Source organism: Azospirillum griseum (assembly GCF_003966125.1).
Classification (GTDB): Bacteria; Pseudomonadota; Alphaproteobacteria; order Azospirillales; family Azospirillaceae; genus Azospirillum; species Azospirillum griseum.
The window spans coordinates 66,604-88,761 of sequence record NZ_RXMA01000023.1 but is presented as its reverse complement, the minus strand read 5'-3'; the positions used below and the strand labels follow the sequence as shown (position 1 = coordinate 88,761).

The window sequence follows — 22,158 nt, the reverse complement described above, 5'->3', positions numbered from 1 at the left end:
GGCCCCGGTCGCGGCGGCCCCGGTCGCGGCGGCTCCGGCCGCCCCGGCGGCCCCGGCTCCGGCGGCGGCCCCCGGCAACCTCGCGGCCTCCGGCCCGGCCGCCCGCAAGCTGGCGGACGAAAAGGGCGTGGACGCCTCGGCCCTGGTCGGCACCGGCAAGGATGGCCGCGTGACCAAGGGCGACGTGCTGGCCGCCCCGGCGGCTCCGGCGGCCAAGCCCGCCGCTCCCGCCCCGGCCCCCGCGCCGAAGATGGTGTGGGCCGCCGGCACCCAGGGCGACCGTCCGCGCGCCGCGCAGGAAGAGCGCGTCCGCATGACCCGCCTGCGCCAGCGCATCGCCGAGCGTCTGAAGGAAGCCCAGAACAGCGCCGCCATGCTGACCACCTTCAACGAGGTGGACATGAGCGCGGCGATGGCCCTGCGCGCCGAGTACAAGGACTATTTCGAGAAGCGCCACAAGGTGCGTCTCGGCTTCATGTCCTTCTTCGTCAAGGCCGCCGTCCAGGCGCTGAAGGAAATCCCGGCGGTCAACGCCGAGATCGACGGCACCGACATCGTCTACAAGAACTACTACGACATCGGTGTCGCCGTCGGCACGCCGCAGGGTCTGGTGGTTCCGGTCGTCCGCGACGCCGACAAGCTGGACTTTGCCGGGGTTGAGGGCACCATCGCCGCGCTGGGCAAGAAGGGCCGCGACGGCAAGCTGTCGATGGACGAGCTGACCGGCGGCACCTTCACCATCTCCAACGGTGGTGTCTATGGCTCGCTGATGTCCACGCCGATCATCAACCCGCCGCAGTCGGCCATCCTGGGCATGCACAAGACGATGGACCGCGCCGTCGTCATCAACGGCAAGATCGAAGTCCGCCCGATGATGTATCTGGCGCTGTCCTACGATCACCGCATCATCGACGGCAAGGAAGCGGTCACGTTCCTGGTTCGCATCAAGGAACTGATCGAGGATCCGCGCCGCCTGCTGCTGGACGTCTGATCCACGGCACCAAACCCCGGAATGCGGGGGCGTCCGGTCTGGCCGGTCGTCCCCGTTCCGATGAAAAAGGCGCTTCCCAGCGCCTTTTTTGTTGCCCGCTCCCAATCTCCCGCAACCGGCTGCGCCATTGGCTCGCCCCTTTGCCCGTTTCGCGTTACCGTTCCACTGTTCACGGTCTGAACAAGGCTGAGACAACCGACGACACGGAACGGAGGGGGACCATGGGCGTGGGATGGACCGGTTGGTGTGGCGCGTTGGTTTTGCGGTTGGTCGGGATCGCGCTGCTGTCCGGCGCTGTGGTCCACGAGGCCCGCGCCTGGACGGCGGTGGATCTGGAACTGGTGCTGGCGGTGGATGCCTCGGCCAGCGTCGATGATTCCCTGCTGGATTTCCAACTGTCCGGTCACGCCGCCGCTTTCCGCGACCGTTCGGTGCAGGCCGCCATCGGCGGCGGGGCGCGGGGCCGGATCGCCGTCACGCTGGTGTCCTGGTCCGACCCGTCCGACTTTCAGGTGCTGATTCCCTGGACCCAGGTCGGCGACCCGGACAGCGCCATGGCCTTCGCCGCCGCCATCGATGCCCTGCCCCGCCGCGATTTCAGCGGCAGCACCGGCATTGGTGCGGCCATGCTGAACGCCGCCAACCAGTTCCGCTTCAGCGGCGCGTCGTCACCCCGGCGGGTCATCGATCTGGTCAGCAACGGGTTCAACAACGTCGGCATCCAGCCGGAATACGCCCGCGACCGGGTGATCGCCGATGGCATCACCATCAACGGGCTGGTGATTCTGGACGAGGTGGCGTGGTTGGCCGATTACTTCGCCGCCCGCGTGATCGGTGGACCGGCGGCCTTCGTCCGCGTCGCCGACGACCGCCGCAGCTTCGCCACCGCCATCCGGGAAAAGCTGCGCTGGGAAATCGCCACCGCCGGTGAGAGCATCGGCCTACCCTGAGGCGGTCCCCTTGCATCGTTTCTATAATTCGAATATTGTCGAAATATGGAAACGATGCATGATCCCACGAAAGCCGCCGTCGAGGCTTTTGCCGCGCTGGCGCACGACACCCGGCTCGCCGCGTTCCGGCTGCTGGTCCAGGCCGGACCCAGCGGGCTGAACGCGGGGGAGATCGCCCAGCGTCTGGGCGTTCCCGCCTCCACCCTGTCGCACCATCTCGCCATTCTGGAGCGGGCGGCCCTGCTGCGGTCCTGGCGGGTGCAGCGGCAGATCTTCTACGCCAGCGATTACGACGGCACCCGGCGGCTGATCGCCTTCCTGATGGAGGATTGCTGTCAGGGCCGCCCGGATCTGTGCGGCACCGCCATCGACGACCTCACCACCTGCGCGCCCACCAGCGAGTGCGCGACTCCGACAGCCACCGAAAAGGCCCCGCGATGACCGACCGCGTCTTCAACGTCCTGTTTCTCTGCACCCACAACAGCGCGCGCAGCGTGATGGCGGAATCCATCCTGAACCGCATCGGCGGTGGCCGTTTCCGCGCCTTCAGCGCGGGCAGCCTGCCGTCGGGCCGGATCAACCCGCAGGTCAAGGCCCTGCTGGAGCGGCTGGGCTACTCCCTGGCCGACGCGCGATCCAAATCCTGGGACGAGTTCGCCAGCGCCGACGCGCCAGCCATGGATTTCGTCTTCACCGTCTGCGACAACGCGGCGGGGGAGGTCTGCCCGGTGTGGCCCGGCGTGCCGATGACCGCCCATTGGGGCTTCCCCGATCCGTCGAGCGCCGAGGGCAGCCCGGCGGAGCTGGCGAGCTTCACCGCCGCCGTCTACGCCCAGATCGAGCGCCGCCTGCGCGCCTTCACCGCGCTGCCGTTCGACACGCTCGACCGCATGGCGCTGAAGCGCCGATTGGGTGACATGGCGGATGGTCGCGACGACGCTGCCCCGGAGGACTCCCGATGACCCTGTTTGAACGTTTCCTCACCCTGTGGGTCGGGCTGTGCATCGTCGTCGGCGTGGCGTTGGGGCACGCGCTGCCCGGCCTGTTCGCCAGCGTGGCGGCGGCGGAGGTCGCCAAGGTCAATCTGCCGGTCGCCGTGCTGGTCTGGTTGATGATCGTGCCGATGCTGCTGAAGATCGATTTCGGCGCGCTGGGCGCGGTGAAGGAGCATTGGCGCGGCGTGGCCGTGACCCTCTTCGTCAATTGGGCGGTGAAGCCCTTTTCCATGGCGCTGCTGGGGGCGCTGTTCGTCGGCCATCTCTTCGCCGGGCTGCTGCCCGCCGACCAGAGCGCCTCCTACATCGCCGGTCTGATCCTGCTGGCGGCGGCCCCCTGCACCGCGATGGTTTTCGTCTGGTCCAACCTGTGCGATGGCGAGCCGCATTACACGCTGAGTCAGGTGGCGTTGAACGACGTCATCATGGTGTTCGCCTTCGCCCCGCTGGTCGGGCTGCTGCTGGGCATCAGCGCCATCACCGTGCCGTGGGACACGCTGGTGCTGTCGGTCCTGCTCTACATCGTCGTGCCGGTGGTGGTGGCGCAGGCGCTGCGCCGCGCGCTGTTGGGCCGGGGCGGCCCGGCGGCGCTGACCGCCACCCTGCAGCGGTTGCAACCGCTGTCGCTGGTCGCCCTGCTCGCCACGCTGGTGCTGCTGTTCGGTTTCCAGGGCAACGCCATCCTGAGCCAGCCGCTGGTCATCGCCCTGCTGGCGGTGCCGATCATTCTTCAGGTCTATCTGAACGCCGGTCTGGCCTATTGGCTGTCGCGCCGCTTCGGCGTGGCCTGGTGCGTCGCCGCCCCGGCGGCGCTGATCGGCGCGTCGAACTTCTTCGAACTGTCGGTCGCCGCCGCCATCAGCCTGTTCGGCATCAACTCCGGAGCGGCACTCGCCACCGTGGTCGGCGTGCTGGTCGAGGTGCCGGTCATGCTGTCGGTGGTGCATCTGGTGAAAAAGACCCGCCCCTGGTACGAGCGCGCGCGCGCCTGACCCGCCCCCAAAAACACACGCAAATGCACCGCAACATCCAAGTCTGTTGCGGTGCATCCTGTCACAGTCCAGGACAGTCGCCGGACTGGTGGACGCTTTCGCCGTCCGGTCATCGCCAAGAATGGCGGAATCCCTCAACAATGCGTTTGGCACGCATTTTGTAATCGTGATTGTCGATCAACCCGCCGGACATCCCAGAACAGCGCAACCAGCCGCCGTCCGGCGGACCAACGACAATCGTGGGACAAGAGGGAGACTGTCATGACTGTTCGGGCGCACCGCCACGCACTGTTCGCCACCGGCCTGCTGACGCTGGCCGCCACCGCCACCCCGGCCCAGGCCGCGCCGCTGCAAGCCTACAACGTCGATCCGGCCAGCGTGTCGGTGTCCGGCCTGTCGTCGGGCGGATACATGGCCGCGCAGTTGGGGGTTGCCTATTCCTCCATCTTCCAGGTCGGGTTCGGCGTGTTCGCCGGGGGGCCGTTCGACTGCGCCCGCAACCAGAATTACACGTCGTGCATGTACAACGCGACGCCGTCGATCACCACCCCCAACGCCAACATCAACGCGTGGAGCGGCAACCAGATTGACAACAAGGCCAACCTGACCAACCGCAAAATCTATCTGTGGACCGGAAGCAGCGACAGCACCGTCGGCCCCAACGTGACGAACAAGCTGAAGGCCCAGATGGACGTCTTCGGCACGGCGGCCAACATCAAATACGACACCACCAGCGGGGCCGCCCACACCTTCCCCACTGATTTCGCCGGAACCGGGAACAACGCGTGCAGCTCCGCCGCCTCCCCCTACATCAGCAATTGCAGCTTCGACGGGGCGGGGGCCGTGCTGAAGCACATGTATGGTGCCGGGCTGAACGCCCGCAACACCGGCACGCCGACCGGGACCGTGGTGTCGTTCGACCAGTCGGCCTATCTGTCGGCGGCCAACGGCGGCGGGGCGACGGGTTATGTCTATGTCCCCGCCAATTGTTCGAGCGGATCGACGGTCTGCAAGCTGCACGTCGCCCTGCACGGCTGCCAGCAGAGCTACGGCAAGATCGGCGACAAATTCATCCAGAACACCGGCTACAACAAATGGGCTGACACCAACAACATCGTCATCCTGTACCCGCAGACCACGGTGGACAACACCAGCCATTCGACCTGGAGCAGCGGCTCGCTCGCCAACCCGAACGCCTGCTGGGATTGGATCGGCTGGTACGGGGCCAACGCCGATCAGAAGGGCGGGGTCCAGATGGCGGCCCTGGTCGCCATGGTCAACAAGGTGACGAGCGGTTACAGCGGCGGTTCGACCACCCCGCCCGCCACCGTTCCGGCGGCCCCCGCCGGGTTGGCGGTGTCGGCCACCACCGTCAGCAGCATCAGCCTGAGCTGGTCCGCCGCCAGCACCGCCACCAGCTACAAGATCTACCGGGGCGGCACCAACATCGGGACCAGCACCGGGACCAGCTACACCGACAGCGGCCTGACCGCCAGCACCAGCTACAGCTACACCGTCAGCGCGTTGAACGCGGTGGGCGAAGGCGTTCAGTCCAGCGCGGTCAGCGGCACGACGCAGGCGGCGGTGTCCTACTCCCAGGCCGTCACCGCGACCGTCACCAACCATTACGTCGCCGGTCGCCTGACGGTGACGCAGTACAACCAGATGGGGGCGAAGTACGGCTACAACGCCAACATGACCCTGTATCTCTGCGGTTCGACCTGGACCAACTCGGCGACCTGCGGCCCGCTGAACTGACCACCCCCGCCAGCGCCAGCGGAACCCCGACAGCGTGACCCGGCAAGGGGCCTCCCGGCGACGGGGGGCCTTTTGCGCGTCCGCCTCCGCTGTTTCCCGTTGCGTCTCGCCCGCGCCGTCACAGCCGGGGCGGCGTACGCCACTCCACCACGCGGTAGGGAACCGGCGACCGGATGTCCGATAGAACGACCACCGCCTCCGCCAACGCTTCCGCCCCGTCCTGGGCGGCCCGCACCCGCACCGTCAGCGTCCGCCCGACGATGGGCAGCCCGCCCTCGGGATCCAGCTCCACCCCCGCCGCCGCCGCGCGTTCGGCCAAGCCCGGATCGGCAACACCGTCGGCACCGTCGGACCGCCAGCCCGCCGCCAGCGCGATCACCGCCGCGCGGTCCGCCGCCGACAGGTTGGGCAGCGCCGCCAAGGTCATCGGCCCCGCTGTGGCGACCGACAAGCGCCCTGGTCCCCCGTCCACCGTCACCTCGTCCCACAGCCGCCGCATCAGGTCGGGCGTCACCCCCGGCACGCCCGCCAACTCCGCCACCGACAGGAAGGGGCGGCGGGGCTGGTCATCCTCCCGCGCGCGGGTGGCCATGGTGTCGCCGCGCCGGGCCGCCACCGTGTCGGCGATGGCGCGGGCGGTGTCGCCATCCTCCCCCGCCGCCGCGATCAGCCCACGCAGCAGCAGCGGGTTGGAGCGGTTGAGATCGACCCGCCCCCACTCCTCGAACAGCCGGATGTCGAGCGTCGCGTCCCCCAGCGCCACCCGCACCGGCGGCCCGGCCGGGCGGAAGCGACGGGCGCGCAGGGGCCGGTCGGCGTCGAACACCGCCAGCGCCACCCCGGCGTCCAGCAGGGCGCGGGCCTTGGCCGCCGCCGCCATGTTGGCCGTGCGGCGCACCTCCAACCGGCTGGTCTGGGCCAACGCCAGCGCCAAGGCCGCGATCAGCACCAGCGTGCCAAGCACCAGCACCAGGGCAAAGCCGCCCTGCCGCCGGTCTCCCTGTCGCTGGCCCCCCTGCCGCCGGTCCGGTTGCGCGGCGTGGTCCCTCGTCGTTTCGTCGCCGGATGCCGCGACCGTCATCGCCCGCCCGCCCCTTCACCGATCCGCCCCGGCTTGCCGGGAGCCACGCCCTCGGCCACTCTGTTGGGCGCACGCATTGCGTCCTTTGCGGATCAAGGAAACATCATGACCGCGCGCCGAACGCAAGCCGGTTTCACCCTGTTGGAGCTGCTGGTCGTGCTGGCCATCGCCGGAACGCTGATGAGCTTGGTTCCACCCGCCGCCGGACGGGCCGGGGATGGCGCGCGGCTGCGCGGCGCGGTGCAGGCGCTGGCGGGATCGCTGGCGCTGGCCCGCAGCGCGGCGGTGATGAGCAACGCCGACGCGGTCTTCGTCCTCGACCTCGCCAACCGCCGTTACGGGGTGAGCGGGCCGGGCGGCGGCGCGCTGGACGGGCGGCTGGATGCGGATCTGCGGATCGCGCTGACCACCGACGCCCGCGACACCATCCAGGACGGCGACCGGGCTGGCGACCGAGCCGGGGGGCGCGGTGCGATCCGTTTCCACCCCGACGGCGGATCGCCCGGTGGGGAGGTGCGCGTCGCCAACCGGGCCGGGGCGATGGTCATCCGCGTCGATTGGCTGACCGGGCGCACCCGCATCCTGCCCGACACGGACCGCGCGGGATGAACGGCGGGACCGCCCCCACCCCGCCCCATCCCGGGCAGCGCGGCTTCAGCCTGATCGAGGTTCTGGCCGCCGTCGCCATCCTCGCCATTGTGCTGGGGGCGGCGTTGCGGGTGCAGCGGCAGGGACTGACCGCGCTGGACCGGGCGGAGGCGACCAACCGGTCGATGTTGATCGCCGATTCGGTCCTGGCCCAACTGACCGCGCGGGACACCACAGCGGGGCGGTGGAGCGGTGAACAGGATGGCGCGCGCTGGCAGGCCACCGCCCGCCCGCTGAACCACAGCGATTTCAACGGAACCACGCGCGGCGGCTTTGAGCCGCTCGACATCCGCATCACCGTCTTCGGGGCCGACGGACGGCGGTTCGAGCTGCGCACCGTCCAACTGGGGCGGCGGTCATGATCGTTCCGCCCGCCCCCCGCCCGCGACAGGCCGGTTTCACCCTGTTGGAAACGCTGGCGGTGGTGATGATTTTGGGCTTGGTGCTGGCGGCGGTGGGTGGGGGCGTGCGCTTCGCCAGCCGGGGGTTCGACCGCGCCGCCGCAGCCGCGACCGAAGGATCGGCCCTCAGCCTTGCCGCCAATGTGCTGCGCGACCGGGGCGAGCGGCTGTTTCCGCTGTCGGTCGGCTGGGGGGCTGACAGCCGCTTTGTCTTTGTCGGCGAGGCCGACCGCTGGGCCGGTCCGATCCTGACCAGCGGAACCGAGCGGAGCGGCTCACCGCTGCGTTACATCGTGTTTCAGATCGAGTCGCGAGAGGGGGGCGGCAGCCGTCTGGTCCACCGCGATCACCGGCTGGTCGTTGACCCCGGCTTGCGGGTGATCGACCCCGCCGACCACAGCGTCAGCCTGTATGAGAGCGTTGGCGTGATGCGCTTTTCCTACCACGACGGCGCGCGCTGGCTCGACCGTTGGACCGACGCGCGCGATCTGCCGCGCCTGATCCGCCTGTCCTTCCCAGAGGTCAACGCGGAGTCCAACGGCACGCCACCGCATCCGGCGGTGATCCTGCGGCCACGCCTGGACGGCGACCGGGGCTGCGCGCTCGACGCCGCCCTGCCCTGCCGCGCCAGCCGTTAGGCCGCTCTCCTCTTCAGGAAGCCCGGCGCACCGCGACCGACGACTCGGCGACCACCGGCTTGGTCTTGGTCAGGCGGACCAGCGCGCCACGGGGCAGACGGTCGGCCAGCGCCGGTTCGGTCCCGTTCAGCGCCCAGCCATAGGCCGCCGCGATCTGCACCCGGTCGCGCCCCTCCAAGGGCAGCAGCCGGGCCTTGTGGTCGGCGTCCATCCCGCCCGCGATCTGGGCGAACCGGGCCGATTGCGCGGCGTCGGCCAGCAGAACGGCGCAGCGCGTGACCGACGCCCGCCCCAACGGGGCCAGCAACGCCGCCGCGATGTCGGCCAACACCGCCTCGCCCGCCGCCCCGGTCAACCCGCGCAGATCAGCCACCAGCGCCACCGACCGCCGGGCGGACGCGCTGTCCACAGCCTCCCGCCACGCAGCGGCCCAGCGCTGGCCGTCCGCCTCCGTCATTGCCCCCGGCAGAATGGTGTGAACGCCCCACGCGTTGCTCGCGATTGAGAAACCCATATCGCTGACTCCACAAACAATCCGTTGCGCAAACAACCTATCACGCTTTTCAGGGATGCGCTTCTTGAATGTCCGGGTGATGTCAGGCCGATGTCGGTTCCATCTCCGTTCGATCACACGCAGTGCCCCGGATGACAGCGCTGACATCACCCCTGGAACGCCGCCGCCACCGCCGCGCCCAGACGGTGGGCGATGGGCAGCGGCTTCGGCGGCCACAGCACGAACAAATCCATCTCGGCCCCTGGTTCCCGCAACGGGAGGGCCACCAGCCGGCCATCCCCGAACCGTTGGCCCTCAAACCGCTCGCTCTCGAACCGCGCCCCCCGCTGGCGCGCCACGGCGGCGGGCACGATGGCAACGCCGGTCCCCGCCTCGACCAGGCCGAGCAGCGAGGCCATCTCCGCCGTTTCGACCGCGATTCGCGGCTGCACCCCCGCCGCCGCAAACAGCTCGTCCAACAGGCTGTTGAGCGCCGTTCCCAACCGCCGCGCCAGAATGACGAAGCGCTCCCCGCGCAGTTCGTGCAACGACAGCCCTGTCCCCAGCGCGCCATCCGCCAGAGCCAAGGGATGATCCGGGGGAAACACCACCGCCAAGCCTTCACGCGACACCACCGTTCGCCGCTCGTCCGGCCAATTCCGCGCCAGATCCGGCAAGGGGCCGCGCACCAGGGCCAGATCGATGCGGCCCGCCTCCAACGCGTGCACGCATTGGTCAGTGGTGTGCTCCACCAACCGGATGTTCACCGCCGGATGACGGTGACGGTGGCGGGCGATGGCGACCAGCACCGGGTCGGAATAGAGCGCCGAAGCCGAATAGCCGACGCGCAGGTCCCCCGCCTCCCCCAACCCCGCCCGGCGGGCGGCGTCCGCCCCGCTTTCGGCCAGAGACAGAATCTGACGGGCGTAGCGCAGATAGACCTCTCCCGCCGCCGTCAGCCGCACGCCACGGCGGTTGCGGTCGAACAGGCGCACCCCCAACCGCTCCTCCAGCCCCTTGATCTGCTGGCTCAAGGGCGGTTGCGACAGGTTCAGCCGGGCGGCGGCGCGACCGAAATGCAGTTCCTCGGCCACGGCGACAAAACACGCGGTCTGACGGAAATCCATGGCTGATCCCCCTCGGCTTGGGTGCGCCCTCGGCTTGGGTGCGCCGGTGATACGTGTTTCCTATCACAACCATCAAAGGTGGTGTTTCACACAGACGCGGAGCGGTGTCTAGAGTGGTCGGCATGACCCTGCACAACTCCCCTTTGGCCGTATCCGCCCCCGTTTTCCGCCGCTGGTCCGGCCACCGCGACAGCGTCGTGATGTTGGGCTGTGCGATGGTGGGATTCAGCAGCCTGTATCTGACCCAATCCTTGGGGCCGACCCTGCACGCGCTTCATGGGTTGACCCTGGCGCAGTGCGCCAGCCTGCTGACCGCCACCACCGTGGGGCTGGCGCTGGCCTCCCCGTTGGCCGGGCGGTTGGTGCATCGGCTGGGCGCGCGCCGCGCCCTGATCGCCGGGCTGGTCACGCTGGGCCTGCTGGACGTCGGTTTGGCGTGGGTCCAGGGCTTTGCCGGGCTTCTCGCCGTGCGCTGCGCTCAAGGGGTGGCGATGCCGATGGTGCTGTCGGCCCTGCTGTCCAGCCTGGACCGGCAAGCCACGCCGCAGGCCGCGCTTGGGCTGTCGGCCACCTATGTGATGGGAACCATCAGCGGTGGCATCATCGGACGCCTGCTGCCCTCCACCCTGGTTCCCCTGGTGGGGTGGCAGACCGCGTTTCTGACGCTGGCGCTGCTGCACGCGGCGGCGGTGGCGCTGGCCTGGGCCGGTTTGCAGGAGCGCCCGGCGCGCGCCGCCATCATCGCGGCGGGCACGGAAAACGCCACAGACGCGCCCAGCACCACGCCCCACACCGCCATACCCCAGACCGCCTTACCATGGATGGCGGTGTGCGTCGGCGGCTTCGCCTTGCTGTTTTCGCAAATCGCGGTCTTCACCGCCGTCGCGTTCCGGTTGGCCGACCCGCCCTTTGGCTGGAGCACCGCCGCGCTGGGTTGCCTGTATCTGGTGTTTCTGCCGTCACTGGCGCTGGTGCACGGCGCTCGCCGGATGGTGACGGCGCTCGGTCACGCCCGCGCCGTGACGCTGGCCGGTCTGGGCGGCTGGGCCGGGCTGGCGCTGACCTTGGGCGCAACGACGGCAACGACGGCGGCAACGACGGCGATCATCGTCGGGTTGGCGCTGTTCAGCACGGCGGTGTTCATCATCCAGGCGGTTCTCGCCCACGCGCTCAGCCTGTGCCGCACCGGATCGTCGGCGCGGGCCAGCGGCGGCTACCTCTTTTTCTATTACGGCGGCGGCAGCCTTGGCGCGCTCGCCGCCGCGCTGGTCTGGCCTCCCTTTGGGTGGGCGGGCTGCCTGATCCTGATCGCAACGGTGCAATTGGCGGCGATGGCCCTGACGCTCGCCCTGAGGAGCCTGGGCAGGCCCCACCCCCATCCCCCCCACCCCCGTTGATCGCATTCCCTTTCAACCGCTTCTCGTGGGAGACACCCCATGCACACGATCACGCGCGCGGGCATTGCCGTCGTACCGCCCCATCTTCGCCCGCGATGGGACGCGGAATCCGACACCATTCTGGACATTCTCGACTCCTATCACCGTCACGCCGCGTCCTACCGGCAGATCACTGGCGCAAGCCTGGACGGAATCGACGGGTTGCTGCGCGACGATCTGCGCTGCGCCGCTCCCAGCCTGACCGCCTTCGTCGATCACCTGATGGCCAGCCTGGAGGCAGCGGGCTGCGCCGCCTATGTTCCGGATTTGGGGCTGTCGCACCACACACCGGATCATCGGGCGCGGTTGTTTTACGCCCTGTCGACGATGATCGGCACCCCCTCCCCCACCGATGCCCGCGATGGCCGGATTTTGTGGGACGTGACACCGCGCCCAACCGCCAGCGGCTACTACGCGACGTTCTCCGAGCATGACGGAGAGGCGGCCTTTCACACCGACACACAGTATTACCCGATGCCCGAGCGTTGGGTCGCTCTGTACGTCATGGCTCCCGCAGCCTGCGGCGGCGGAGAATCCCTTCTGTGCGACGGCGAGGCGATCCGGGCCGCGCTCGACCACCCCAAAACCCGCTGGGCGCTTGAAACATTGGAGCACTGCCCGCTGCCGTTCCGGGTCCCCAGCCTGTTCACCACCGATGACCGTCCCGGGGCCGTGCAAGCCACACTGGCGCCTGTTTTCTCGTCCACCCCTGGAATTCGATACCGGCGGGACACCGTGCTGGATGGCTGGACCCAGTTCCCCGAACATCACAGCCACGACGCGCAGAAGGCGGTTGACTGCTTGGAGCGCACGCTGGCCGACCCCCGTCACAGCGCGCGCTTCACCATGCCAAAAGACAGTTTGCTGCTGACCGACAACCACCGGGCTTTGCACGCCCGAACCGCTTTCAGTGACCGCAAATGGCACCTGCTCCGCGTCCGCATGCGGGGCGACGAACTGCGCAGCGGCCCCAACGCGCCCATGGTGTCAACAATCCGCGCACCCACAACCGCCCTCGCGCGGACCAACGCACACGCGCAATAACCGCCCCCCGCAACCCGAACGGTGAGGCCGTCCTGGCCCGGTGCGTGGTGCACACGACCAGACGAAACACCAAGAACCAAACAAAAAGGCCCAGCCAAACTGGCTGAGCCTTTTTCTTCGAGCATGGTGCTCGCGAATTCAGTGGCGGAGGGAGAGGGATTCGAACCCTCGATACGCTTTTGACGTATACACACTTTCCAGGCGTGCGCCTTCAACCGCTCGGCCACCCCTCCCCGGAGGACGGCGTTATAGCCAGGGCGGCGGCGGGGCGCAAGCGTCCGTTTTGCGGAAGTTGCATTTTTTTGCAACGCGCCCCGCGCGCGCCCTGCCTCGCACCGTTCACACGGGCGTCGTCACGTCCACGCCACTGACCTGCTGGACCAGCGCGCCGACGGTGCGGCAGAGCAGGTCCAGATCCTGCGGGCGGGACAGGCGGTGGTCGCCGTCCTTGATCAGCGTCACCCGCACCGCGTCGCCGGTCAGCGCGGCGGCCAGCGACAGGCTGACCCGCCAGGGCACATCGGGGTCGCGCTGGCCGTGCAGCAGATGGACCGGACCGGCGAAGGGAATCGGGCCGCGCAGCAGCAGGTGGTTGCGGCCCTCCTCAATCAGGGCGCGGGTGATCGGCTGCGGTTCCGGCCCATACTCCGACGGGCGCAACCACACGCCCTCCTCGGTGATGGTCCGGCGGGTGTCGGCGTCGAAGACGTCCCACATCAGATCTTCGGTGAAGTCGGGGGCGGGCGCGATGCCGACCAGCCCGGCCACCCGGTCGGGCCGCCGCAGCGCCGTCAGCAGCATCATCCAACCGCCCATGGAGGAACCGACGAGGATCTGCGGCCCGCGCGTCACCCCGTCCAGCACCGCCAGCGCGTCGTCGGCCCACAGCCCGATGGTCCCGTCGGCGAATCGCCCGCTCGACGCGCCATGGCCCTGATAGTCGAAACGGGTGAAGGCCAGCCCCTGCCCGACCGCCCAGGCTTCCAGCGCCGTCGCCTTGCCGCCGGTCATGTCCGACATGAAGCCGCCCAGGAAGACGATTCCCGGCAGCGCGCCGCCATGCCCGGGCCGGGTGGCCGGGGTGTGATGATAGGCTATGGTCGCCGCACCGCGCGTTAGGCTATGGTGCGCGCCGCCCGTGGCGGCTGCGGTCTCGCTCATAGGATCCTCTTATGGACGAAGCATTCGTGGACGGACCGGGCCGACCCTTTTCCAGCGTCGGCATCATGGAACGCGAACCGCAACTTACCACCGCCGCCCCCGCTTTCAACGACGCCCCGCGTGAGGAGGCCGCCGCCTGGCCGGGCGGGCGGGCGCCGACGGTGCTTCAGGTCGTGCCGACGCTCGTCACCGGCGGGGCCGAACGCGGCTGCATCGACATGGCGCTGGCGCTGGCCGACGCGGGCGGCACGCCGCTGGTCGCCTCGCAGGGCGGGCCGATGGTGCGGGAGCTGGACCGCGCCGGGATTCGCCACATCACCCTGCCGCTGGCCACGAAAAACCCGCTGACCATCCGCAAGAACGCCCGGAAGCTGGCGGCGATCATCGCCGAACAGCGGGTGGACATCGTGCACGCCCGCTCGCGCGCCCCGGCCTGGAGCGCTTGGATGGCCTGCCGCGACACCGGCGCGCGCTACATGACCACCTTTCACGCGCCCTACAACATCGGCAGCGGGATGAAGCGCTGGTACAATTCGGTGATGGCGCGGGGCGAGCGGGTGATCGCCATTTCCGATTTCGTCCGCCGCCACATCCTGGAGAATTACGACACCGATCCGGCGGTGATCCGCACCATCCATCGCGGCATCGACCGGTCGGTGTTCGCGCCCGACCGCGTCAGCTCCGCCCGCCTGATCCAGTTGACGCAACAATGGCACCTGCCCGCCGACCGTCCGGTGATCCTGCTGCCCGGCCGCCTGACCCGCTGGAAGGGCCAGACGGTGCTGGTCAAGGCGCTGGAAAAGCTGGGGCGCAAGGATGTGGTCTGCCTGCTGGTAGGTTCCGACCAGGGCCGCAGCGGCTTCCGCCGCGAGTTGGAGGGCCAGATCGCCCGGGCGGGCCTGGGCAACGTCGTGGCGATGACCGACCATTGCAGCGACATGGCCGCCGCCTATCTGCTGTCCACCGTCGTCGTCTCGGCCTCGCGCGAGCCGGAAGCCTTCGGGCGGGTCATCGTGGAGGCCCAGGCGATGGGCAAGCCGGTGATCGTCACCGCCATCGGGGCCTATCAGGAAACCGTGGTTCCGGGCGAAACCGCGTGGGTGGTCCCGCCCGACGACGCCGACGCGCTGGCCAACGCCCTGCGCGAAGCCCTGTCGCTGACGCCCGAGCAGCGCGAGGCCATCGGTGCCCGCGCCCAGGCCTTCGTCGCCGACCGCTACACCCGCGAGCGGATGTGCGCCGACACTCTGGGCGTTTACGCCGAACTGCTGGCCGAACGGCGCTGAGCGCGCGCCCGCCCTTCCCTCTTTTCCCCTGACCCGCACCGGACATCATGGCCGCCATTCAACAGCTTTCCGGCATCCGCAACGTCATCGATCGCTATGACGGCTTCATCCTCGACCTGTGGGGGGTGCTGCACGACGGCGAAAACGCCTATCCCGGCGTGCCGGACTGCCTGGACGCGATGAAAGACGCGGGCAAGACGCTGTGCCTGCTGTCCAACGCGCCGCGCCGCACCGACGGCGTGATCGCCAAGCTGGCGGGCATGGGGCTGGGGCGCGAGCGCTACCACCACGTCATGACCTCCGGCGAGGCGACCTATGAGGCGCTGCGCGACCGCAGCGATCCGTGGTACGCGCGGCTCGGGCGGCGGCTCTACCACATCGGGCCGGAGCGCGACACCGACGTGTTCGAAGGCTTGGGCTACAGCCTCGCCGCCACGCCGGAGGAGGCCGACGTCGTGCTGAACACCGGCATTCTGGTGTTTGGCGAAACGCTGGCCGATTACCAGCCGCAGTTGGACGCCTGCCTGCGCGCCCGCCTGCCGATGATCTGCGCCAACCCCGATCTGATCGTGATGGTCGGCCCGCAAATGGTGATCTGCGCGGGCACGCTGGCCGCCCGCTACGCCGAGATGGGCGGCGACGTGATCCAGCACGGCAAGCCCTACGCCTCGGTCTATGACCGCTGCCTGTCGCTGATGGGCATCGCCGACATGGGCCGCATCCTGGCGGTGGGCGACAGCCTGCGCACCGACGTGGCCGGGGCCAACGCCGCCGGGCTGGATGTGGCGCTCGTCACCTCCGGCATCCACCAGGAAGAGTTGGGGAACGCGCCGTGGGGCGCGCCGGTCGATTCGGAAACGCTCCAGGCGCTCGCCACCGCCGCCGGGCACCAGCCGACCTACGCCATCCCCAGCCTGCGTTGGTGACAGCGTTTCAGCCGATTGTTCCGGTGATCGAACGGTGCGCACGCGCCGCCACCACCGGATTGGTCGTCACCGGATCGGTCGGGGCCGGATTGGCCGGGTCGAAGATCGTTCCGTCAAAGAAACAATCCCGCTCCATCGGGATGGGGGCCGTGGCCTCCTCCAGAATCCAGGGGCCGGGGTGGAGGCCCTCCAGCTTGCCGTCGATCAGGGGCACGGCGTCGCCGCGCTCGCGCTGGGCCTGCCGGTGGGTGTCGGTGTCGTAGACGCGCGCGGCCAGCGCGGCCGCGTCGGTCGCCGGATCCAACTGGCCCCAGCGCAGCATCTGCGCCAACAGCCATTGCGCGTGCGACCGCCAGGGAAAGGCGGCGGCGCTGCGGTGGAAACGGTGGAACTCCGGCAGCGCGACCACCGCCTCCCCCGGCCCACAGCGCAATCGCCCGGTCAGGGAGCGTTCCACCACCGCCTGCGGCACGCCCAGATAACGCGGGTCGGCGAGCAGGGCGGCGGCCTCCACCCGGTTGCCGGGATCGTCCAACCACGCTTGCGCGGCGAGCAGCGCGCGGATCACGGCGCGGTGGCTGTTGGGGTGGGCGTCGGCCCAGGCGGCGAGCACGCCCAGCACCTTTTCCGGGGCACCGTTCCACAATTCGCAGCCGGTGATGGCGATGCGGCCGACGCCCTCGGCCACCGCCAGACTGTTCCAGGGTTCGCCGACGCAAAAGCCGACGATGTCGCCCGCCGTCAGGCTGGCGACCATGCGCGGCGGCGGCACGGTGACAAGGCGCACGTCGCGGTCGGGGTCGATCCCCGCAGCCGCCAGCCACCAGCGCAGTTGATAGGCGTGGTTGGCCACCGAGAACACGACGCCGAAGGTCAGCGGCGGCAGCCCGGCGGCGCGGTTGGCGTCGATCACCGGGCGCAGGGCGCGGGCGGTCAGCGGGCATTCGGCCATCGCCTGCGGGTCGGCGGCCACCATGCTGGCGTGCAGGTCGGCGGACAGGGTGATGGCGTTGCCGTTCTGCCCCAACGCGTGGGCGGTGCGCGTCGGGACCGGCACACAGCCCACCCCCGCCGCCATCGCCAGCAACAGGCCGCTGAGGATGTGCGCGCCGTCCAGCAGCCCGACCGCCAGCTTGTCGCGGATGTTCGACCAGGAGGGTTCACGCGACAGCGTCACCGTCAGCCCTTCGGCAGCGAAAAACCCCTTTTCCATCCCGACGATCAGCGGCGCGCTGTCGGTCAGCGGCACATAGCCCAGGGTGATGGCGGCGGTTTCCAGCCCATCGGCGCGCGGGCGTGGAGCGGTGGAGCGGGGGGCGGGCATGGTGGACGGTCCCGGGTCGGGGTGAAGCAACCCATGGAACGCAGCACACCGCGTGCCAGCGCCTTGCGGGGCGCTTCAGACCGGGTTCGGCCCAACGGGCAGGCGTCTCTGCTCACTCAACAGGCACAGGTCGGGCGAATCTTGGGCGACTCGGCCATCGGTCGCCCGTGTCAATCCTCCACCGGCACCGCGTCGTCGAGGGCGCGGCGCAGGAGCGGCGACGGACCATCCTCGGCAAAGCCCCGGTTGCCGACGGCGGTTCGGTAATAGCTGACGATGAACACACGAATGGAGGCGGTCAGGTTGGCGTCACCCCGGCGGCTGTCGATCTCGGTGCAGATTTCGTTGAGAGTCAGGCGCTCGCGCTCACAGATTTCCTTCAAGGAATCCCAAATATACGGCTCCATCCGCAGGCTGGTGCGCCGTCCGCTGACCTTCACGTTGCGGCAGACCAGGATCGGCCCTTCCTTACCCTCACCCGCCATGTGACGTCCTGATCCCCATCCGTTGCGAATCCGCCATCCCCATCGGGCGGATATACATCCATTTGTGTGAAGATATTGCAAGTGGCGTGTGCCATCAAAGCTTAATTCGACCGCTGGTCGCGGTATATCAGCCAACGCACGCCTTCCGGCGAGTGCGGCGCGGCGGTTGCCCGGTCTTTCCCCGGCAAAACCCGCTTCCCTTCCCCACCGCTTCGCTATACCAGTGGCCGCGTGGTGCAAGACCCGGCGGGGAGGGATTGGGGCGATGGTGCGACCGGCGGACAGGCGATTTGCGGCGGTTCTGGCGCTGGCGCTGACCGTTGGCGGAACCGTTGGTCTGACGGCCCCGGTCCACGCGATCGCCCAAACCCTAACCCAAAGCCAGGCCACCGATCCCGCCACCCTCGCCGCCGCCGCCGAGGAGGCGATCCGCAACGATCTCGGGCGTCTGGTCCCGCCCTTGTGGCGCGTCGAATCGGTCACGCTGGACGTCACCCCACCCGCCGCCCCCGCCAAAGACAAAGACCGGGACGCCAAGGTCGCCGACCCGCGCGTCAGCGCCAAGGTCACGCTGGGGTTGGCGCTGGGCAAGCCGACCTTCCTGTTCGACAGCCGCGACGGGACGGTGACGTTCCTGCGCCCGGTGGCCGACGCCGGGCTGGAAAAGACCCTGACCGCCAAGGCCGTGGCCACGCGCGGGGCCAACGGCTGGACCGTGCGTTTCACCGCGCAGAACCCCGACGTGCTCGACGGGCTGGGCAAGCCGCTGGACGAATGGCCGGGTCAACCGGTCGTTCTCGGCACCCCCGAGGCCCAAGCCGCGCGCGAGCGGTTGGAACGCGAGGCCCAGCAACGCGCCGCCGAGGACGCCGCCCGCCGCGCCCGCGATGAGGCGTGGCTGGCCCAGAGCGAGGCGTCGGCCAAGATCGCGGCGGAGCGCGCGGAGAAGGAACGCGCCGCCGCCGAAACCCGCGCCGCCCAGATCACCGAGGTGCGGGCCAAGCTGCTGGGACCCGACCGCGCCGTGAAGATCGCCACCTTCGAAGCCGCGCTGGGCGGCAACGATCCGGCGCTGCGGCAGGTGGCGAGCGAGGCCGCGCTGCAAAGCCGCGACCCGATCCTGGCCAATCTGGCGCTCAAGGACTGGGTGGCCCGCCGCAGTTCCGCTCCGGTCCAGCTTTTTGCCACCAAAGAGGACGCGGGGTCCGAAGCCGCCCTGCAAAATCTGGGGCCGTTCACGGTGGAGTTCGATGGGTTCACCCGGATCAACGGGACCATCGCCGGGCGGATGGGCGCGCCCGGCCACGCCGTCGCCAAAATGTCCACCATCATCGGCTCGCTGGCCCAAACGGAGCTGACGCTCAGTTCCTCCGGCTGCACCCTGTCGCTGCGGTTGAGCGAGCATCAGACCTTGGACGGGCTGCTGCGCTGCCAGACGCTGCCCGCCCTGATCGCCCGCATCACCCTGGATTGACGGCGCGATGACGGCCACGGCAACACGGTTCCGGGTGGCGGTTCTGCTGGCGCTGCTGCCGGTCGGCCTGCCGCAGACGACGGCCCTGGCCGCCCCGGTGGAGGAGCGATTCACCCCGGCCCCGTTGCCGTCGGTCGCCCCGCCCCGCCTGACGCCGCGCGCCGCCATCGCCATCGCACCGATGTCGGCACCGCTGCCGCAGATCGCGGCACCGCTGTCCCCGGTGCGCGTGCCCGGATCGCCGCCGAAACCGATGGCCCCGGCCAAGGCCGCACCGCTCGCGGAAAAAGCACCGCCCGCCGCACCCGCCGCGCCGCCACCGCCGGAACGCGTCCCCGATCCGCCGCCGCTGGCCAAGGCCGTTGCGGACCCGCCGCCCGCCGCCGCCCCCCCCACCGTCGCCCCGCCCGCCCCCCCGACCGTGGCGACGGTTCCCGCCGCAATGCCGGAGTCGGCCCCCGTATCCGCACCGGCTCCAGCCATGGACACCCGGACGGCCGCCGCCGCGACAGCGGCGGCACCCCAGCGGGTTGTCACCACCGCCGGGGTCTATGTGCGGGCCACGCCCAGCGGCAAGGGCCTGGTGCTCGACGCGCTCGATCCGGGGGAGCGCTTGGATGTGATCGACCGCAGCAATGACGGGTGGGTGCGGGTGGGCCGCAAGGGGAAAAGCCTGGGCTACATCAGCGCCGCCCATCTCGCCGATCTCCCCCCGACCAACAGCGGCGACGCCAGCCGCGCGGCGGTCGCTGCCGCGCCGCCCGGCTCCTACGCCAAGGCCGCGCCGGGCGACCGGGGATGCGCCTTGCCCGACGACGCGTCGCCCGCCAAGGCGCGCCCCGCCCTTCCGGTGGGAAGCAGCGCCCGCGCCACCGCAGCGGCCAATCTGCGGGTCGCCCCCGCCTGCGACGCCAAGGTGGTCGATGTGCTCGACAGCGGCGAGCGCGTGATCATCCAGGCGGTCGTCGGCTCCTGGTACCGGATCACACGCCGCAACCACAGCCCCGGTTATGTCGGCGTCGCGCTGCTGGCCCCGGACCGCTGACCTGTTGACGCGGTTCGCGTGCCAACGCAGGCTGGCACCGCTTCCCGGCTTCGTTCAGGACACCACCCCATGAAGATTCCGCGTCGCCTTGTCGGTTTGTGTCTGTTTCTGTGCGCCGCCGCCATCGGCACCCCGTCCGTCTTGCGCGCCCAGGGCCTGACCCAGGCGTTGCAAACCATCCCGGCGCAGTTTTCCGACGGGTCCAGCGCCTCGCTGGAAGCGCTTCTGGTTCGCCCGACCGGCCCCGGCCCCTTTCCCATCGCCATCGTCAGCCACGGATCGCCGCGCGACGCGGCGGACCGCGCCACCATGACGCCGCTGCGCTTTGGTCCGCAGGCGCAGGAGTTCGCCCGGCGGGGTTGGGCGACGCTGGTGGTGATGCGGCGGGGCTATGGCGGCTCCAGTGGCGGATTCGTCGAAAGCAACGGCTCATGCGACAACCCGAACTATGTGCAGTCGGGGGAGCGCAGCGCCGACGACATCCGGCAGGCCATCCAATACATGGCGCGCCAGCCCTTCGCCGATGCCTCGCGGGTCATCGCCGTCGGTGTGTCGGCGGGCGGGCTGGCCAGCGTGGCGTTGAGCGCCAACCCGCCGCCGGGGCTGGCGGCGGTCATCAACTTCGCCGGTGGGCGCGGGTCGCGCGGCGACAACGACGTGTGCAAGGCCGACCGGCTGGTGAGCGCGTTCGGCGTGTTCGGGCGCACGTCACGGGTCCCGCACCTGTGGATCTATTCGGAAAACGACCTGTTCTTCTGGCCGGAGTTGGCGCACCGTTTCCACGCCGCCTTCACCCAGTCCGGGGGCCGGGCGGAGTTCATCGACGCCCCGGCCAACGGCAAGGACGGCCACCATCTCTTCACCGCCGCGATGCCGGTGTGGACGCCCTATGTGGACCGGTTTCTGGCCGCCAACGGTCTGGCCCCGCGCAAGAGCCTGATTGCGCTGCCGGAGTCGCGGCTGTCACCACCGCCGGAATTGGCGGAACGCAACCGCCAAGGCTTCCTGGATTATCTGGCGGCACCGGATCACAAGGCCTTCGCCATCGCCCCCGATGGCGCGTTCGGCTGGAAATCGGGCCAGCGCGATCAGGCCGTCGCCCGCCAGGGGGCCTTGGACAATTGCAACAAGCACACGCAAAAGGGCTGCCGCATCGCCGTGGTGAACGACACCCCGATGCGCTGAGGCCGAAAAGCGGCAACCAGAGCGCAAAAACGCTCCGGCCCTGTCCCGAGCGACTCGGAACAGGGCCGGAGCGTTGATCAGCGAAGATCCGGCGGTCGCACACGACCACCGATACCCTTACTTCGGTGCCAGAACCATGATCATCTGGCGGCCTTCCAGCTTGGGCATCTGTTCGACCTTGACGATGTCTTCCAGCGCGTCGCGCACCCGCATCAGCACGTTCATGCCGATGTCCTGGTGGGCCATTTCGCGACCACGGAAGCGCATGGTGACTTTCACCTTGTCGCCCTCTTCCAGGAAGCGGCGAGCGGCACGCATCTTCACGTCATAGTCGTTGTCATCGATGTTGGGACGGAGCTTCAGCTCCTTCACCTCGATGATCTTCTGCTTCTTGCGGGCTTCGTTCGCCTTCTTCTGCGCCTCGTATTTGAACTTGCCAAAATCGAGGATCTTGCAGACGGGCGGTTCGGCCTGGGGCGCGACCTCGACCAGATCGAGACCGGCGTCTTCGGCGGCATAAAGCGCGTCGCGCAGCGACACAACACCGATCATCTCGCCATCAGCGCCGACGAGACGAACAGAGCGAGCCGTGATTTCCCGATTCACACGCGGACCATCGCGGGTGGGGGCGGCTTCTGACGGGATCCTGGATATGGACGCTTCTCCATCGCTGGATGCCACGCCGAGCCGACCGCTCTTGGAACGGTCGGCCGGACAT

23 protein-coding genes and 1 tRNA gene are annotated in these 22,158 nt (G+C 69.5%); 16 read left to right on the top strand and 8 right to left on the bottom strand.

Annotation, left to right across the window (positions count from 1 at the left end; translation table 11 throughout):
* The 6 genes from odhB to EJ903_RS20050 all read left to right on the top strand — a co-directional run.
* Positions 1 to 991: 2-oxoglutarate dehydrogenase complex dihydrolipoyllysine-residue succinyltransferase (odhB, locus tag EJ903_RS20075; RefSeq protein WP_126618768.1), on the top strand; the 991-nt coding region annotated here is incomplete at its 5' end.
* A 221-nt stretch (positions 992 to 1,212) separates the two neighbouring features.
* On the top strand, positions 1,213 to 1,941 hold the full coding sequence (locus tag EJ903_RS20070) for a DUF1194 domain-containing protein (protein ID WP_126618766.1): 729 nt from the start codon (positions 1,213 to 1,215) through the stop codon (positions 1,939 to 1,941).
* Positions 1,942 to 1,995: 54 nt separating this feature from the next.
* A complete protein-coding gene (locus EJ903_RS20065) occupies positions 1,996 to 2,382 on the top strand; it encodes an ArsR/SmtB family transcription factor (RefSeq protein ID WP_126618764.1) in 387 nt (128 codons plus the stop codon).
* Positions 2,379 to 2,903: an arsenate reductase ArsC gene (locus EJ903_RS20060; protein WP_126618763.1), complete on the top strand. Its 525-nt coding sequence runs from the start codon at positions 2,379 to 2,381 to the stop codon at positions 2,901 to 2,903. Before EJ903_RS20065 ends, EJ903_RS20060 begins: the two co-directional genes overlap by 4 nt.
* The gene (arsB, locus tag EJ903_RS20055) at positions 2,900 to 3,928 is read left to right on the top strand and encodes an ACR3 family arsenite efflux transporter (RefSeq protein WP_126618761.1); all 1,029 of its coding nucleotides are present in this window, start codon (positions 2,900 to 2,902) and stop codon (positions 3,926 to 3,928) included. The genes EJ903_RS20060 and arsB overlap by 4 nt, the downstream gene beginning before the upstream one ends.
* A 261-nt stretch (positions 3,929 to 4,189) precedes the next feature.
* Positions 4,190 to 5,686 (top strand): extracellular catalytic domain type 2 short-chain-length polyhydroxyalkanoate depolymerase, encoded by a 1,497-nt coding sequence (locus EJ903_RS20050; protein WP_126618759.1) that lies wholly within the window; start codon positions 4,190 to 4,192, stop codon positions 5,684 to 5,686.
* Between the two features lie 118 nt (positions 5,687 to 5,804).
* Here the strand turns inward: EJ903_RS20050 and EJ903_RS20045 are convergent, their stop codons facing one another.
* Positions 5,805 to 6,767, bottom strand: a complete 963-nt coding sequence (locus EJ903_RS20045; protein ID WP_126618756.1) for a type II secretion system protein GspK — start codon at positions 6,765 to 6,767, stop codon at positions 5,805 to 5,807.
* A gap of 105 nt (positions 6,768 to 6,872) precedes the next feature.
* Between EJ903_RS20045 and EJ903_RS20040 the strand changes: the two genes are divergently transcribed.
* The 3 genes from EJ903_RS20040 to EJ903_RS20030 are packed head-to-tail and all read left to right on the top strand — an operon-like array spanning position 6,873 to position 8,454.
* Positions 6,873 to 7,376, top strand: a complete 504-nt coding sequence (locus EJ903_RS20040) for a GspH/FimT family pseudopilin (protein ID WP_126618754.1) — start codon at positions 6,873 to 6,875, stop codon at positions 7,374 to 7,376.
* The gene (locus tag EJ903_RS20035; RefSeq protein ID WP_126618753.1) at positions 7,373 to 7,777 is read left to right on the top strand and encodes a type IV pilus modification PilV family protein; all 405 of its coding nucleotides are present in this window, start codon (positions 7,373 to 7,375) and stop codon (positions 7,775 to 7,777) included. The genes EJ903_RS20040 and EJ903_RS20035 overlap by 4 nt, the downstream gene beginning before the upstream one ends.
* Positions 7,774 to 8,454 carry a type II secretion system protein gene (locus tag EJ903_RS20030; protein ID WP_126618751.1) on the top strand — a complete coding sequence of 227 codons (681 nt, stop codon included), beginning with the start codon at positions 7,774 to 7,776 and terminating at the stop codon, positions 8,452 to 8,454. Before EJ903_RS20035 ends, EJ903_RS20030 begins: the two co-directional genes overlap by 4 nt.
* A 13-nt stretch (positions 8,455 to 8,467) precedes the next feature.
* Here EJ903_RS20030 and EJ903_RS20025 read toward each other — a convergent pair whose 3' ends face one another.
* The gene (locus EJ903_RS20025) at positions 8,468 to 8,968 is read right to left on the bottom strand and encodes a hypothetical protein (protein WP_126618749.1); all 501 of its coding nucleotides are present in this window, start codon (positions 8,966 to 8,968) and stop codon (positions 8,468 to 8,470) included.
* 146 nt (positions 8,969 to 9,114) lie between these two features.
* The gene (locus tag EJ903_RS20020) at positions 9,115 to 10,074 is read right to left on the bottom strand and encodes a LysR family transcriptional regulator (protein ID WP_126618748.1); all 960 of its coding nucleotides are present in this window, start codon (positions 10,072 to 10,074) and stop codon (positions 9,115 to 9,117) included.
* Positions 10,075 to 10,196: 122 nt separating this feature from the next.
* Between EJ903_RS20020 and EJ903_RS20015 the strand changes: the two genes are divergently transcribed.
* Both EJ903_RS20015 and EJ903_RS20010 read left to right on the top strand, forming a co-directional pair.
* Positions 10,197 to 11,471 (top strand): MFS transporter, encoded by a 1,275-nt coding sequence (locus tag EJ903_RS20015; RefSeq protein WP_126618746.1) that lies wholly within the window; start codon positions 10,197 to 10,199, stop codon positions 11,469 to 11,471.
* A 39-nt stretch (positions 11,472 to 11,510) separates the two neighbouring features.
* A complete protein-coding gene (locus EJ903_RS20010; RefSeq protein ID WP_126618745.1) occupies positions 11,511 to 12,554 on the top strand; it encodes a TauD/TfdA family dioxygenase in 1,044 nt (347 codons plus the stop codon).
* 142 nt (positions 12,555 to 12,696) lie between these two features.
* Here the strand turns inward: EJ903_RS20010 and EJ903_RS20005 are convergent.
* Positions 12,697 to 12,787 (bottom strand) — tRNA-Ser (locus EJ903_RS20005).
* A gap of 106 nt (positions 12,788 to 12,893) precedes the next feature.
* Positions 12,894 to 13,715, bottom strand: coding sequence for an alpha/beta hydrolase family protein (locus tag EJ903_RS20000; protein ID WP_126618743.1), 822 nt, complete (start codon positions 13,713 to 13,715; stop codon positions 12,894 to 12,896).
* Positions 13,716 to 13,780: 65 nt separating this feature from the next.
* Between EJ903_RS20000 and EJ903_RS19995 the strand changes: the two genes are divergently transcribed.
* Positions 13,781 to 15,001, top strand: coding sequence for a glycosyltransferase family 4 protein (locus EJ903_RS19995; RefSeq protein WP_126618786.1), 1,221 nt, complete (start codon positions 13,781 to 13,783; stop codon positions 14,999 to 15,001).
* A gap of 47 nt (positions 15,002 to 15,048) precedes the next feature.
* Positions 15,049 to 15,927, top strand: coding sequence for a TIGR01459 family HAD-type hydrolase (locus EJ903_RS19990; RefSeq protein ID WP_126618741.1), 879 nt, complete (start codon positions 15,049 to 15,051; stop codon positions 15,925 to 15,927).
* 7 nt (positions 15,928 to 15,934) lie between these two features.
* Here the strand turns inward: EJ903_RS19990 and EJ903_RS19985 are convergent, their stop codons facing one another.
* Complete coding sequence (locus EJ903_RS19985) at positions 15,935 to 17,251, bottom strand: CmpA/NrtA family ABC transporter substrate-binding protein (protein ID WP_126618740.1); 1,317 nt, start codon at positions 17,249 to 17,251, stop codon at positions 15,935 to 15,937.
* 170 nt (positions 17,252 to 17,421) lie between these two features.
* Positions 17,422 to 17,736, bottom strand: coding sequence for a ribbon-helix-helix domain-containing protein (locus tag EJ903_RS19980; RefSeq protein WP_126618738.1), 315 nt, complete (start codon positions 17,734 to 17,736; stop codon positions 17,422 to 17,424).
* A gap of 265 nt (positions 17,737 to 18,001) precedes the next feature.
* Between EJ903_RS19980 and EJ903_RS19975 the strand changes: the two genes are divergently transcribed.
* The 3 genes from EJ903_RS19975 to EJ903_RS19965 all read left to right on the top strand — a co-directional run bounded on the left by EJ903_RS19975 (position 18,002) and on the right by EJ903_RS19965 (position 21,440).
* Positions 18,002 to 19,210, top strand: a complete 1,209-nt coding sequence (locus tag EJ903_RS19975) for a hypothetical protein (RefSeq protein WP_126618736.1) — start codon at positions 18,002 to 18,004, stop codon at positions 19,208 to 19,210.
* A gap of 7 nt (positions 19,211 to 19,217) precedes the next feature.
* Positions 19,218 to 20,255 carry an SH3 domain-containing protein gene (locus EJ903_RS19970; protein WP_126618734.1) on the top strand — a complete coding sequence of 346 codons (1,038 nt, stop codon included), beginning with the start codon at positions 19,218 to 19,220 and terminating at the stop codon, positions 20,253 to 20,255.
* A 69-nt stretch (positions 20,256 to 20,324) separates the two neighbouring features.
* The gene (locus tag EJ903_RS19965) at positions 20,325 to 21,440 is read left to right on the top strand and encodes a CocE/NonD family hydrolase (RefSeq protein ID WP_126618732.1); all 1,116 of its coding nucleotides are present in this window, start codon (positions 20,325 to 20,327) and stop codon (positions 21,438 to 21,440) included.
* 117 nt (positions 21,441 to 21,557) lie between these two features.
* On the opposite strand, the gene infC is transcribed toward EJ903_RS19965, so the two are convergent.
* On the bottom strand, positions 21,558 to 22,121 hold the full coding sequence (infC, locus tag EJ903_RS19960; RefSeq protein ID WP_246015777.1) for a translation initiation factor IF-3: 564 nt from the start codon (positions 22,119 to 22,121) through the stop codon (positions 21,558 to 21,560).
* Positions 22,122 to 22,158 lie beyond the last annotated feature (37 nt).

Bases quoted from the DNA above. Each gene is read 5' to 3' on its own strand.
- EJ903_RS20010 (WP_126618745.1), top strand. From the start codon at position 11,511: ATGCACACGATCACGCGCGCGGGCATTGCCGTCGTACCGCCCCATCTT.
- arsB (WP_126618761.1), top strand. From the start codon at position 2,900: ATGACCCTGTTTGAACGTTTCCTCACCCTGTGGGTCGGGCTGTGCATC.
- EJ903_RS20025 (WP_126618749.1), bottom strand. From the start codon at position 8,968: ATGGGTTTCTCAATCGCGAGCAACGCGTGGGGCGTTCACACCATTCTG.
- EJ903_RS19965 (WP_126618732.1), top strand. From the start codon at position 20,325: ATGAAGATTCCGCGTCGCCTTGTCGGTTTGTGTCTGTTTCTGTGCGCC.
- EJ903_RS19970 (WP_126618734.1), top strand. From the start codon at position 19,218: ATGACGGCCACGGCAACACGGTTCCGGGTGGCGGTTCTGCTGGCGCTG.
- EJ903_RS20020 (WP_126618748.1), bottom strand. From the start codon at position 10,074: ATGGATTTCCGTCAGACCGCGTGTTTTGTCGCCGTGGCCGAGGAACTG.
- EJ903_RS19980 (WP_126618738.1), bottom strand. From the start codon at position 17,736: ATGGCGGGTGAGGGTAAGGAAGGGCCGATCCTGGTCTGCCGCAACGTG.
- EJ903_RS20060 (WP_126618763.1), top strand. From the start codon at position 2,379: ATGACCGACCGCGTCTTCAACGTCCTGTTTCTCTGCACCCACAACAGC.
- EJ903_RS20015 (WP_126618746.1), top strand. From the start codon at position 10,197: ATGACCCTGCACAACTCCCCTTTGGCCGTATCCGCCCCCGTTTTCCGC.
- EJ903_RS20050 (WP_126618759.1), top strand. From the start codon at position 4,190: ATGACTGTTCGGGCGCACCGCCACGCACTGTTCGCCACCGGCCTGCTG.
- EJ903_RS19995 (WP_126618786.1), top strand. From the start codon at position 13,781: ATGGAACGCGAACCGCAACTTACCACCGCCGCCCCCGCTTTCAACGAC.
- EJ903_RS20045 (WP_126618756.1), bottom strand. From the start codon at position 6,767: ATGACGGTCGCGGCATCCGGCGACGAAACGACGAGGGACCACGCCGCG.
- EJ903_RS20040 (WP_126618754.1), top strand. From the start codon at position 6,873: ATGACCGCGCGCCGAACGCAAGCCGGTTTCACCCTGTTGGAGCTGCTG.
- EJ903_RS19990 (WP_126618741.1), top strand. From the start codon at position 15,049: ATGGCCGCCATTCAACAGCTTTCCGGCATCCGCAACGTCATCGATCGC.
- EJ903_RS19985 (WP_126618740.1), bottom strand. From the start codon at position 17,251: ATGCCCGCCCCCCGCTCCACCGCTCCACGCCCGCGCGCCGATGGGCTG.
- EJ903_RS20030 (WP_126618751.1), top strand. From the start codon at position 7,774: ATGATCGTTCCGCCCGCCCCCCGCCCGCGACAGGCCGGTTTCACCCTG.
- EJ903_RS20070 (WP_126618766.1), top strand. From the start codon at position 1,213: ATGGGCGTGGGATGGACCGGTTGGTGTGGCGCGTTGGTTTTGCGGTTG.
- EJ903_RS19975 (WP_126618736.1), top strand. From the start codon at position 18,002: ATGGTGCGACCGGCGGACAGGCGATTTGCGGCGGTTCTGGCGCTGGCG.
- EJ903_RS20065 (WP_126618764.1), top strand. From the start codon at position 1,996: ATGCATGATCCCACGAAAGCCGCCGTCGAGGCTTTTGCCGCGCTGGCG.
- EJ903_RS20000 (WP_126618743.1), bottom strand. From the start codon at position 13,715: ATGAGCGAGACCGCAGCCGCCACGGGCGGCGCGCACCATAGCCTAACG.
- EJ903_RS20035 (WP_126618753.1), top strand. From the start codon at position 7,373: ATGAACGGCGGGACCGCCCCCACCCCGCCCCATCCCGGGCAGCGCGGC.